Raw genomic sequence first — 12,445 nt, 5'->3', positions numbered from 1 at the left:
GGAGCCCCGAAACTGCGCCGGCCCTGCCTGCGATTGCCCTGACCTGGAATTACGTCAAGGTCTTGACCTGCACTTACCTTGCATGCGGTGACGTGTTTCCACCGCAGTTACCGAGCGAGCCACGAACTTCCGGACCCTGCTTTGACGCTCGGCCTGTCACGTCGGCGTCTTTTACCGATCTCCGTCGTCAACGGGGGCAACATTACCCAGCCCGGCCGAGAAAATCTAGACTTCGGAAACTAGATTTTCTCGGCGTCTTCCACGGGTTTCCCGCACACATCGACGGCCGGCCCGCCCGTCCGGGTCGGCCGGCCGCCGCGACTCGTTCGACGGCGCGACGGCCGGGGCGTGCGGCCTTCCCGATACGGCGGCTGTCACGCGTACCGGAGAAGGAGCGGGAGGGACACGCGGAGCCGGACCACCGTCAGCGGACGGTGCGCGGCCGGTCAGCGCGGCCCGGCAGCCTCGGGGCATGCAGACGACATACGCGGTCGTGGCCGAGGGGCTGCGGAAACGGTATCGGGGCGGGCAGGGGACGACCGCTCTCGACGGATTCGATCTCCGGGTGCCCACCGGAACGGTGTACGGCCTGCTCGGCCCGAACGGGGCGGGCAAGACCACCGCGGTGCGCAGCCTGGCGACGCTGCTGCGTTTCGACGCCGGGCACGCCGAGGTGGCCGGGGCCGACGTCGCCCGGGATCCGGAGCTGGTGCGCGAGCGGATCGCGGTGACCGGCCAGTACGCGGCCGTCGACGAGTTGCTCAGCGGACGGCAGAACCTGGTGCTCTTCGGGCGGCTGCACCGGCTGGGCGTGCGGGCGGCCCGCCGCCGGGCGGACGAGTTGCTGGAGGGGTTCGGGCTGACCGGCGCGGCGGCCCGGTCGGCGAAGGACTACTCGGGTGGGATGCGGCGCCGGCTCGATCTGGCGGCCAGCATGATCCGGCGTCCCCGGGTGCTGTTCCTGGACGAGCCGACGACCGGGCTGGACCCGCGCAGCCGCAATCAGGTGTGGGAGGCGGTGCGCGGCCTGGTCACGGACGGGACCACGGTGCTGCTGACCACGCAGTATCTGGAGGAGGCGGACCAGCTGGCCACCCGGATCGCGGTGGTGGACTCCGGCCGGGTGGTGGCCGAGGGGACCCCGGACGAGCTGAAGGCGGCGATCGGCGCCGACCGGCTCGAGGTGGTGCTGCGGGACGCGGCCCGGCTCGCCGAGGCGGCCGCCGTGGTGGCCCGGGTGGTGGGCGCGGATCCGGACACCGACGCCGACCGCCGGCTGCTGCGGGTGCCGGTGGCGGACCGGATCGCCGGGTTGACCGCGGTGGCCCGGGCGCTGCAGGACGCCGGGATCGTGATCGCGGACCTGGGCGTCCACCGCCCGACGCTGGACGAGGTGTTCCTGAATCTGACCAGGACGGAGGCGCGGCGATGAGTGTGGCCCTGATGGTGGAGACCGGTGCGCCGGAGTCGGCGCCGCGAGCCGGGCGGCGGCGGGGCCGGGCGCTGGCGGACGGCTGGGTGATGACCGGGCGCTACCTGCGGCACGTGGTGCGGGCGCCGGAGGAGATCGTCATCTACTTCAGTCTGCCGATCATGTTCGTGCTGGTGTTCGGCTACGTGTTCGGCAGCGGGATGTCGGTGCCGGGCGGCGGATCGTACCGGGAGTTCCTGATCCCGGGGGTCTTCGTGATGACGATGCTGTACGGGATCGGCGCGACGGCCACCGCGATCGCCGTGGACACCGGCCGGGGTGTGCTGGACCGGTTCCGGTCGATGCCGATGGCCCGGTCCGCGCTGATCACCGGCCGGGTGCTGGCCGACCTGGCCCGGGCGCTGCTGGAGACGGCGGTCCTGCTGGCGTGCGGGCTGCTGGTCGGCTGGCGCTGGCACAACGGGGCCGGACCGTTGCTGGCGTCGCTCGGGCTGCTCCTGCTGCTGCGGCTGGCGCTGAGCTGCGCCGGGGTGGCGCTCGGGCTGGTCACGCCGAACCCGGACACGGTGTCGGTGATCGTGTTCCCGCTGGCGTTCCCGGTGAGCGCGGTGTCGAACGTGTTCACCTCGCCGGCGTTGATGCCGGGCTGGCTGGGCACGGTGTCGGAGTGGAACCCGATCTCGGCGACCACGGCCGCGATCCGCGAGCTGAACGGCAACCCGGGCCTGGGCGGGGAGACCTGGGCCGCCGATCATTCGCTGCTGCTGGCGGTGGCCTGGCCGGTCGCGCTGATGGCGATCTTCGGGCCGCTGTCGGTGCGTCTCTACCGGCGGCTGGGCCGCTGACGGGCCGTCGCGGGTGGGCGAGCGCCCACCCGCGACGGTGTTACGCGGGAACGACGAACTTTTCCACAGCGGACAAATAACTCAAAAGCCCCCGAAATCGTAACGACCTTGCGAAGATCATCTCTGACGTGAACGACAGCGGGGGTGGGCAGTTGCGGAACGAGGAGATGGGGGGCACACCGGTCATCAACCGGCCGGTGGGCGGCAGAGCGGCCGACGACCGGGCCGCCTCCGACAGGACGGGCCCCGACCGGGCCGTCCCCCGGCCGGCGCATCGCGGCCCCCAGCACGCCCGGCTGACCGCCGCCGAACCGGGAAACGCCGAGCAGCTGCCGCTCGAACTGGTACGCCGCGACATCGCCGGCGACCGGCCCGGGGTGCCGCTCATGCTGCGGATCCGCGTTCTCGACGCGCTCACCGGGATGCCGGTCGGCGCGGCGGTCCTCGACCTCCGGCACCCCGAGGCGGCCGGCCCGGGCGAGGTACGCGGCGCCCAGGTCACCGACGCCGAGGGGTACGCGGAGTTCCGTACCGTGCTTCCGGGCCGGGATCCGGGCCGGCCGGTGAGCATCCGGGCCGAGGTGCACGTGGGCGGCTACCTGGCGGGCGGACGGTCGGTGACCTACTCCGGCACGCTGTTCGTACCGGAGCAGATCGCGGGGCAGATCGACGGGAAGGTCGCCGAGGACCCCCGACCGGACACCGGCTGGGTGCTGCACGTGGTGCCCCGGGACCGCTTCGACCTGAAGGCCGGGCTGCTCGGCACCATCACCGTCACGGTCGGCGACTGACAGCGGGCGCCGGGTGGTCCGGCAGGACCCTTCGCGATCTTGACAGCGGGGCATTGCGCCCGACCTGCGTCCGGGGGGCTCCTATGCGGCCCCAAACGTTCTAGGCTGTCGCGATCACACTCGGCCAGGGGGTTGCGACGATGCAGGGCAGTGCGCGGAACGAGACCGTCTCCCGCTCGGCGACTCTCAAGCGCCGCTGGACCCTGGTCGCCATTCAGGGCGCCACCCTGATCCCGCTGAGCTACCTCTGGCTCGGCCCGGCCAGCGAGGCCGCCGCCGCCAACCCCGGGCCGGATCTGGCCGCCGGGCTGGTCGGGCTGGTGCTGACCGTCTTCGGCCTGCCGTGGTCGGTCTTCGTCTGCCTGCTGGACAACCGCTACAACCTCTTCGACAGCCCGCTGCGCGACCTGTTCGTCCTCGGCCCGGCCGTGCTCAACGTGGGCCTGACCGCCTTCGGCGTCTGGTGGACCGGCCGGCACCCGGCGGTCGAGCACGAGTGGGAGATCATCGAGGTGGACGACGCCGAGGAGGCGGAGGAAGCCGAGGAGGCGCTGACCGAGCGACGGTTCTGACCGTCCTCGGCCGGGCCGTCACGGGGCGGGCCGGCGGCGGGGTTTGCCGGGCGCGAAGCGGTGCGCCGCCGTGAGCGTACGGGTGGACCAGCGCATCGCGTCGAGAGAGAGCCCGGCCAGTTCGCCGGTGCCCCACTCGCCCTCCTCGTACGCCTGGACCGCGCGCACCACCCGGCCCAGCCGCCCGGTGCCGAGAGTGACCGCGTCGGCCACCTCGGCGGTGAGCGGCAACTGTTCGGCCATCGCGGCCGGTGTCACCGACATCAGCCCGGCCATGCCGGTGACCAGCCCGGCCACGAAGGCGGCACCCGGGTCGGCGCCGAACCGGGCGGCCAGGTTCTCGCAGAGGCGGGCCTGGGTGAGGGCGGTGAGCAGTTGCGCCTCGGGCGCCTCGGCCACGTCGTCGACCACCATGAGGGTGGCCCAGCGGCGGATCCGGTTGAGGCCGACCAGCATGACCGCCTGCCGTACCGAGGAGATCCGGCTGACCACCCCGGCGGCCACCGAGTTGCTGACCCGCAGCACCCGCAGCGCCAGGGCCGGGTCGCTCACGATGATCGAGGTGATCTTCTCGAGCGGCACGTCCGGCGACATCAGGGCGGCGACCAGCTCCAGCCGGCGCAGCCGGGACGGGGAGAGGCTGGGCGTGCTGAGCACCTGGGGACGGCTCAGCGCGTACCCCTGGCGAAGCTCCATGCCGTAGCGATCGGCGATCGCCATCTGCGCCTCGGTCTCCAGCCGCTCGCCCACGATCGCGATCCGCGGGTACTCGCGGCAGGCCGCGACGATCTCGTCGAGACGGCTCAGGTCGCCGTCGAGGAGGTCGAGTTTGACGAACGACGCCAGCCCGAGCAGCTGCTCGTGCCCGGAGCCCCAGACGAAGTCGTCCAGGGCTATCCGGTAGCCGGCCCCGGCGAGGGCGGTCAGCCCGGCGATCACCTCGTCGTCGACGTCGACGGTCTCCAGCACCTCGAGCACCACCTGTTCGGGGCCGAACGGCAACGGCAGCCGCCCGGTCACGAACTCACGGGTGAGGTTGATGAAGCACGGCCGGTTCCCCGCCACCTCGGCGATTCCGAACTCGGTGAACGCGTTCACCATCACGGTGCTGGTGGCGTACGTGTCCTGCCGGCCCGACGCCACCGCGTCCATCCGGCCACGGAAGAGCAGCTCGTAAGCCACCACGACACCGTTCGCGTCGAAGATCGGCTGACGGCCCACATGTACCGCGTCCAACACCGGGATTCCCACGCCGGAGCCATCGGCACGATACGGGCCGACTTGATGAATCGCGCTCCGGAACAAAGCCGAAACGGAGACTTCCACGCGACCGGTACGCGTGCTGGGATGAGATGGCCGTCACAACTCACCGGTAAGAAGGGGTTTCACCGCATGCTCAACCTCTCCGTGTTGCTGGAGGACAGCGCTCGCCACTACCCCGAGCGCGCGGCTGTGGTGCTCGGCCCGCAGCGGCTGACCTACGCCCAGGTGAACGCCGCGGCCGACCAGGTGGCCGGCATGCTCGCCGCCCGGGGTGTGCGGCCCGGCGACAAGGTGGCGCTGACCTGCCCCAACCTGCCGTACTTCCCGATCGTCTACTACGGCATCCTCAAGGCCGGCGCGGTCGTGGTGCCGCTGAACGTGCTGCTCAAGGGCCGGGAGATCGCCTACCACCTGCGCGACTCGGGCGCCCGGGCGTACTTCTGCTTCCAGGGCACCCCGGAGCTGCCGATGGGCGCCGAGGGCTTCGCCGGCTTCAACGAGGTCGAGGGCTGCGAGCAGTTCTTCCTGATCACCGCGGACCCGGCGGCGGCCTCCCCGATCGAGGGCGCCGAGACGATGGGCGCCGCGCTCGCCGGGCGGCCCCCGGTCTTCGAGACGGTGCTGCGCGACGAGACCGACGCCGCGGTCATCCTCTACACGAGCGGCACCACCGGCCAGGCCAAGGGCGCCGAACTGTCCCACTCGAACCTGATCCTCAACGCGCTGACCTGCAACCGCCTCTTCGGCACCCGGCCGGCCACCGACACGCACCTGCTGGTGCTGCCGCTGTTCCACTCGTTCGGCTCGACGGTCAACATGAACGCCGGCTTCGCCATGGCGGCGACCCTGGTGCTGCTGCCCCGCTTCGAGGCGACGGCCGCCGTGCAGTTGCTCCAGTCGGAGAACGTGACCTTCTTCGCCGGCGTCCCGACCATGTACTGGGGCCTGCTCAACGCGCTGGGCGAGACCGAGGGCGTCGACGTGGACCGGATCGCCCGCAACATGCGGGTCGCCGTCTGCGGCGGCTCCAGCCTGCCCGTCGAGATCATCAAGGCGGTCAAGGAACGCTTCGGGGTCACCATCCTCGAGGGGTACGGGCTGTCCGAGACCTCCCCGGTAGCCACCTTCAGCGACCCGGACAGTGAGCCGCGCCCCGGTTCGATCGGCATCCCGATCTGGGGCGTCGAGGTGAAGCTGATCGACGCCGAGTGGAACACCATCGAGAACCCGGACGAGATCGGCGAGATCGCCATCCGGGGGCACAACATCTTCCGCGGCTACATCGGCCGGCCGAAGGCGACCGCCGAGGTGATGCGCGACGGCTGGTTCCGCACCGGTGACCTGGCCCGCCGCGACAAGGACGGCTACTACTACATCGTGGACCGGGCCAAGGACATGATCATCCGGGGTGGCTTCAACGTCTACCCGCGCGAGATCGAGGAGGTGCTGCTCACCCACGAGGCGGTCTCGCTGGCCGCGGTCATCGGGGTGCCGCACGAGAGCCACGGTGAGGAGGTCAAGGCGTTCGTGATCCTCAAGCCGGGCGCCGTCGCCACCGAGGAGGAGCTGGTCGCCTGGGGCAAGGAGCAGATGGCCTCCTACAAGTACCCGCGCATCATCAAGATCGTCGAGTCGCTGCCCATGACGGCGACCGGCAAGCTGCTCAAACGTGAACTCAGCTGAAGGCTGAAACGAAGCACGGCGCCCGGCGGTTCCCGCCGGGCGTCCTGCTTTCCTAGACTGCGCCCACACCCGGCTCGCTGTTGCGCCCATGACGCACAGTGGACCTGCGGTTCCAACAGGGGGAGAGGCTCATAGCGTGACGATGGTTCAGGCGCCGCCACGGGCCGCGCTGCAGCGCCTCACCGGCTTGCGGCACACCTCGCCCGGACGCCTCCAACTGCTGCTCGTCACCCTGCTCGTGCTCACCGCGCTGACCGGTCTGGTGGCCGGCGTGACCGCCCGCGCCGCCGACGCCGGCACCGCCGACCTGCGTGACCGGGCCCAGCCGCTGATGCTGGAGGCGGAGACCGTCTACTCCGCGCTGGCCGACGCCGACACCACCGCGGCGCGGGCCTTCATCACCGGCGGTCTGGAGCCGGCCGCGCTGACCCGCCGCTACGAGGCCGACGTGGAGCGGGCCGCCGCCGCTCTCACCGCGGCCGCCCGCCGGGTGCCCGCCGACGGCCGGGCCGCCGATTCGATCCAGCGGATCTCCACCGGGCTCACCCGCTACACCGCGCTGGTCGCCTCGGCCCGCGCGCTGAACAGGCAGGGAAAGCCGGTCGGCGCCGCCTATCTGTCGACCGCCTCCCAGCTGAACCGTGACACTCTCCAGCCGCACGCGCATCTGCTCCTCCAGGAGGCGAGCCGCGAGGCCGACGACGGCTACACGGCGGCGAACGCCTCCTGGTGGCTGATGCTGCTGCTGGTGCTGTTCGTCGCACTGGCGGTGGCCCTCGTGTGGACGCAGATCTACCTGAGCCGCAGCACGAACCGCCTCTTCAACGTGCCGCTGCTGGCCGCCTCCGGGGTGGCCGTGCTGCTGATGATCGGCTGCGTCGTGGTCTTCGGCCACCAGCGCGGCCAGCTGGTCGCCGCCGACCGGGACGGGTCGGCGCCGGTGGAGGTCCTCGCCGAGAAACGGATCCTGGTGCTGCGGGAGCGTGCCGACGAGGCGCTCACGCTGGCCGCGCGGGCCGGGCACGGCCCGCTGGAGGAGGAGTTCCAGCAGCTCAGCGAGCGGGTCACCTTCGACGACCCGGAGCTGGACGACATGCCGTCGCTGATGCGCGAGGCGTCCGACCGGCACCGCGAGTTCCTGACCCTGCACCAGCGGGTCCGCGAGCTGGACGACGGCGGCGACTACGACGGCGCCGTGGAGCTCGCCGTCTCGGACCGCATGGCGCTGGTCTTCGACCAGCTCACCGCCACTCTGGACCGGGCCATGGACGACCGGCGCGCGGCCTTCGACTCCGAGATCGATTCCGTGGGGTACGGCCTGGGCGCGCTCACCGTGCTCGGACCGCTGCTCGCCCTGGTGATCGGCGTGCTCGCCACGATCGGCCTGCGGGCCCGGCTGGAGGAGTACCGCTGATGCGCGTTCTCGCCGTCGTCGCCACCGTCGCCCTGCTCGCCGCGGGCTGCACTCCCGCTCCCCCGCCACCGGTGGACGCGCCCCGCCCGTCACCGGCCGCGTCCGCCGCCGGTTCGGCCCCGGCGGCGCCCGAGTGCGACCCGCGCAAGAGCTGGCGCCCCACCCAGGGCCTGCGGATCGCGGCCGGCAGCCGGATGGCGGAGATCCGCGAGCGCGGCCACCTGATCCTCGGGACCAGCCAGGACACCCTGCTGTTCAGCTCACGCAACCCGTTCACCGGGGCGATCGAGGGCTTCGACGTCGACATGGCGCGGGAGATCTCCCGGGCCGTGTTCGGCAGCCCGGACAAGGTGCGGATCCTGGTGATCCCCCGTTCCCGCCGGGTGGAGGCGGTCGCCAAGGGTGAGGTCGACCTGGCGATCAACACGATGACCACCAACTGCGCCCGGTGGCAGCAGGTCGACTTCTCCACCGTCTACTACGAGGCCGGGCAGAAGGTGCTGGTCGGCAAGGACTCCACGGTGACCCGGATCGAGGACCTGCACGACCGCCCGGTGTGCGCGGCCGACGGCTCCACCTCCCTGGAGAACCTCGCGAAGGTCGACCCGAAGCCGATCCCGGTGGCCCGCCGCGACTTCGGCGAGTGCCTGGTGGCGTTCCAGCAGAACGAGGTCGAGGCGATCTCCACCGATGACACCATCCTGGCCGGGCTGGCCGCCCAGGACCCGTACGCGAAGGTCGTCGGCCCGCCCTTCACCCGGGAGCCGTACGCGATCGCGGTCAGCAAGGAGCACCGCGACCTGACCGAGTTCGTCAACGCCGTGCTGGAGCGGATGCGCGCCGACGGCACCTGGAAGAGGGTGTACGACCGGTGGCTGCACGACTCCGGCCCGGCCCCGAAACCACCCGCGGCGGACTACCGATGAGCCCGGGGAACATGCTCGCCGCCGACACCGAGCTGGAGCGGCTGGAGAAGGCGGTGGCCGCGATCTCCGCCAACCTGGTCGAGCTGGACCAGAACCCGGACCGTCAGGAACTCGGCCGGACCCGGCTGACCGGCCGGACCGCGGCCGCGTGGGCCGACGCCGGCGAGGCCCTGGCCCAGCTGTGGCAGGGTCACCGGCTGCTCGGCGAGGTGATCGCACGGGCCCGGGCGATGCGCGGGCACGGCGACCGGGCGCTGAAGCGGATGAGCGACGCCGACCGGCAGTCCTACCAGCGCGAGGTGCTCGGCCACTCGATCACCCTGGCCACCGCCACGGTGCCGCTGGCCCAGCGCGGACTGCTCGGCTCCGGGCAGGTCAGCACCACCTGCACCCCGGCCGAGCTGCTCGCCGGGATGGAGGCGGCGTTCACCACCGCGGTCGCCGTGGTCACCGCGACCGGGGACGCGTGGCGGCGTACGGTGCCGGCCGCCGCCGACGCCGCGGCCGCCCTCGCCCAGGCCCGCTCGCTGACCCGGCAGGCCGGGACCGGCGGGCTGGCGGCCGAGGCGGAGCGGCTGCTCGACGAGGCCGACCGGCTGCTCGGCGACCTCACCGGGACGCTGGCCACCGACCCGCTCGGCGCGGACACCGCCGGCCTGGACCGGGTGCGCGCCCTGATCGCCCGCGCCGACGCGGAGCGGACCTCGGCCACCGAGCTGCGCGAGTCGCTGGCCCAGCGGCTGCGCGACGCGCGGACGCTGGCCACCGAGGTGGACACCGAGGCCCGGGCCGCCGCCACGGCGCGCGACGCGGTGGCCGGCCGGTTCGCCGAGCATCGGGTGGTCACGGTCCGCGGCGACAGCCTGCTGGCCGACCTGGCCGCCGTCGAGGCGCTCGCCGCGGCCGGGCACTGGGCGCTGATCAGCCCCCGGCTGTCGGCGTGGAACCGGCAGGCCCGGCAGCGGCTCACCGACCTGCGGGACGCGCGGGCCCGCAACGCCGGGCTGCTGGCCGAGCGCAACGAGCTGCGCGGGCGGTTCGACGCGTACCGGGCGAAGGCGCTGAGCCGCGGGCTCGGCGAGGATCCCGGTCTCGGCCCGCTCGCCGACGCCGCCCGCGAGGCGCTCTACGCCGCGCCGTGTGACCTGACGGCGGCACGGGCCGCCGTCGACGCGTACCAGGACGCGCTCTCCGCCACCATCGCCGCCAGGGAGGCTCGATGAACAGCTGCCGGCGGGACAACTGTCCCGGCACGATCGAGGACGGCTACTGCGACACCTGTGGGCTCGCGCCCGCCACGGTGCCCGCCGCCGCACCCGCTCCCGTGGCCGCCGCGGCGCCCGCGGCGCCCGACGGCCGCTGCAACCGGGACGGATGCGGCGGCACCGTCTCCGACGGGTACTGCGAGGAATGCGGGCTGGCCCCGCTCGCGGCGCCCCCGTCCCGGCCGGCGACCGCGGCGTCGGTGCGGGCCGGCGGCGCGCTGTCCTCGCGTACCCGGGGAAGCGGCCGCACCACCGGCAGCTCCCGGACCGGCTCGGCCCGCCGTTTCGGCGGCGGGCTGGTCGACATCGAGCCGATCCGCACCGCCGACCCGTCGACCGCCGTGATGGCGGTGGCCGAGGTCCCGGAGTCCAAGCGGTACTGCGCGAAGTGCGGCAACCCGGTCGGCCGGTCCCGGGGCGACCGGCCGGGGCGCACCGCAGGCTTCTGCCCCACCGACGGCGAACCGTTCGACTTCACGCCCAAACTGAGCAAGGGCGACCTGGTCGCCGGGCAGTACGAGGTGGTCGGCGCGCTCGCGCACGGCGGACTCGGCTGGGTCTATCTGGCCGTCGACAAGAACGTGTCGGACCGCTGGGTGGTGCTCAAGGGCCTGCTCAACTCCGGTGACGAGGACGCGCTGGCCGCCGCCGTGGCGGAGCGGCGGTTCCTGGCCGAGGTCGAGCACCCGAACATCGTGAAGATCTACAACTTCGTCGAGGTCGACGGCTCCGGCTACATCGTGATGGAGTTCGTCGGCGGCAAGTCGCTCAAGGACCTGCTCAAGGAGCGCCGGCTCAACGGGGCGGCGAACCCGCTGCCGGTGGCGCAGGCGCTGGCGTACGTGCTGGAGATCATGCCGGCGTTCGGCTACCTGCACGACCGTGGGCTGATCTTCTGCGACTTCAAGCCGGACAACGTGATCCAGTCCGGCGACCAGATGCGGCTGATCGACCTCGGCGGCGTGGTGCACGTCGACGACCAGGAGGCGGCGATCTACGGCACCGCCGGCTATCAGGCGCCGGAGATGGCGGCCGAGGGGCCGTCGCCGCAGTCCGACCTCTACACCATCGGGCGGACCCTGGCGGTGCTGACCACCGACTTCCGCGGTTACCAGAGCACCTTCGCGACCAGCCTGCCGGACCGCTCCGAGTTCGAGGTGTACCAGCGGCACGAGTCGTTCTACCGGCTGCTGGTGCGGGCCACCCGGACCGACCGGGACGAGCGGTTCGCCGACGCGGCCGAGATGTCCGAGCAGATGCTCGGGGTGCTGCGGCAGGTCCTGGCCGCCGACGGGACCCCGCGCCCGGCGGTGTCCCGGTACTTCACCGGGGAACTGCGCACCGACCTGCGCGACGAGAAAGCGCGCTGGCAGGACCTGCCCACCCCGCTGATCGACCTGAGCGACCCGGCCGCCGGGTTCCTGGCCTCGATCACCGCGGCCGACCCGAAGACCGTGCTCGCCCAGCTGCGCACCGCCCCCGAGGACACCGTCGAGGTGCGGCTGCGGACCATGCGGGAGCTGATCGTGCAGGGCGACGCCGCGGCCGCCGAGATGGTGCGCGACTCGCTGGAGCCGGACTGGCGGGCCGACTGGTACGACGGGATCCTGGCGCTGTCCACCGGCGACACGGCACGGGCCCGGCAGCGGTTCGACGCGGTCTGGTCGGCACTGCCCGGGGAGCTGGCGCCGCAGCTCGCCCTCGGGGTGACCGCCGAACTGGCCGGCGACCCGGCCACCGCCTGCGAGTACTACGACGTGGTGAGCCGCACCGACCCGGCCTACACCACGGCCGCCGCCGGGCTGGCCCGCTGCCGCCTGGAGAACGGTGACCGGGCGGGGGCCGTGGAGGCGTACGGGCGGGTGCCGGGCACCTCGTCGGCGTACCCGAGCTCGCAGATCGGGGCGATCAGGGCGCTGGTCCGCTCGCACCGGACGTCGGCCGTCGACGTCGACTCGCTGGCCACCGCGGCCGCGCTGATCTCCCAGCTGGAGGTGGAGGCGGCCCAGCTGGCGTCGCTGCGGGCCGAGCTGCTGGAGCAGGCGCTGCGCACCATGGACGGCGGCGCCCCGCTCACCGGCACGGTGCTGGCCACCGTCATCGGGGGCACGCCGGCGGAGAAATCCCCGGAACGGGACGTGCGGTTCGCGCTGGAATCGGCGTACCGGGAGATGGCCCGGGCCTCGCACGGCACGGAGAAGATCCGCCTGGTCGATCTGGCGAACGCGGTCCGGCCGCGTACGCGTACCTGAGA

The 12,445-nt window shown here is 72.7% G+C and carries 10 protein-coding genes; 9 read left to right on the top strand and 1 reads right to left on the bottom strand.

Features of this window, described 5'->3' with window-relative positions; all coding sequences use genetic code 11:
- Positions 1 to 472: 472 nt before the first annotated feature.
- From AB0I88_RS12010 to AB0I88_RS11995, 4 genes are all read left to right on the top strand, one after another.
- Positions 473 to 1,432 carry an ATP-binding cassette domain-containing protein gene (locus AB0I88_RS12010; RefSeq protein ID WP_361021613.1) on the top strand — a complete coding sequence of 320 codons (960 nt, stop codon included), beginning with the start codon at positions 473 to 475 and terminating at the stop codon, positions 1,430 to 1,432.
- Entirely contained in the window at positions 1,429 to 2,277 is an 849-nt protein-coding gene (locus tag AB0I88_RS12005) for an ABC transporter permease (RefSeq protein WP_361021610.1), read from the top strand. The genes AB0I88_RS12010 and AB0I88_RS12005 overlap by 4 nt, the downstream gene beginning before the upstream one ends.
- Positions 2,278 to 2,405: 128 nt before the next feature.
- The gene (locus tag AB0I88_RS12000) at positions 2,406 to 3,068 is read left to right on the top strand and encodes a hypothetical protein (RefSeq protein ID WP_361021607.1); all 663 of its coding nucleotides are present in this window, start codon (positions 2,406 to 2,408) and stop codon (positions 3,066 to 3,068) included.
- A gap of 140 nt (positions 3,069 to 3,208) precedes the next feature.
- Positions 3,209 to 3,640 (top strand): hypothetical protein, encoded by a 432-nt coding sequence (locus AB0I88_RS11995; protein WP_361021604.1) that lies wholly within the window; start codon positions 3,209 to 3,211, stop codon positions 3,638 to 3,640.
- An 18-nt stretch (positions 3,641 to 3,658) separates the two neighbouring features.
- Here AB0I88_RS11995 and AB0I88_RS11990 read toward each other — a convergent pair whose 3' ends face one another.
- Positions 3,659 to 4,879 carry an HDOD domain-containing protein gene (locus AB0I88_RS11990; protein WP_361021601.1) on the bottom strand — a complete coding sequence of 407 codons (1,221 nt, stop codon included), beginning with the start codon at positions 4,877 to 4,879 and terminating at the stop codon, positions 3,659 to 3,661.
- 153 nt (positions 4,880 to 5,032) lie between these two features.
- Between AB0I88_RS11990 and AB0I88_RS11985 the strand changes: the two genes are divergently transcribed.
- From AB0I88_RS11985 to AB0I88_RS11965, 5 genes are all read left to right on the top strand, one after another.
- Complete coding sequence (locus tag AB0I88_RS11985) at positions 5,033 to 6,586, top strand: long-chain fatty acid--CoA ligase (RefSeq protein ID WP_361021598.1); 1,554 nt, start codon at positions 5,033 to 5,035, stop codon at positions 6,584 to 6,586.
- Positions 6,587 to 6,728: 142 nt separating this feature from the next.
- A complete protein-coding gene (locus AB0I88_RS11980; RefSeq protein WP_361021646.1) occupies positions 6,729 to 8,000 on the top strand; it encodes a hypothetical protein in 1,272 nt (423 codons plus the stop codon).
- On the top strand, positions 8,000 to 8,926 hold the full coding sequence (locus AB0I88_RS11975) for a glutamate ABC transporter substrate-binding protein (protein ID WP_361021595.1): 927 nt from the start codon (positions 8,000 to 8,002) through the stop codon (positions 8,924 to 8,926). Before AB0I88_RS11980 ends, AB0I88_RS11975 begins: the two co-directional genes overlap by 1 nt.
- Positions 8,923 to 10,149, top strand: coding sequence for a hypothetical protein (locus AB0I88_RS11970; protein ID WP_361021592.1), 1,227 nt, complete (start codon positions 8,923 to 8,925; stop codon positions 10,147 to 10,149). Before AB0I88_RS11975 ends, AB0I88_RS11970 begins: the two co-directional genes overlap by 4 nt.
- Positions 10,146 to 12,443 (top strand): tetratricopeptide repeat protein, encoded by a 2,298-nt coding sequence (locus AB0I88_RS11965; RefSeq protein ID WP_361021589.1) that lies wholly within the window; start codon positions 10,146 to 10,148, stop codon positions 12,441 to 12,443. The genes AB0I88_RS11970 and AB0I88_RS11965 overlap by 4 nt, the downstream gene beginning before the upstream one ends.
- Positions 12,444 to 12,445: the final 2 nt, after the last annotated feature.

The sequence above is a fragment of the Actinoplanes sp. NPDC049802 genome, from assembly GCF_040656595.1.
Classification (GTDB): Bacteria; Actinomycetota; Actinomycetes; order Mycobacteriales; family Micromonosporaceae; genus Actinoplanes.
Note: the sequence above shows the minus strand (reverse complement) of the source record. Positions and strands in the feature narration are given on the sequence as shown.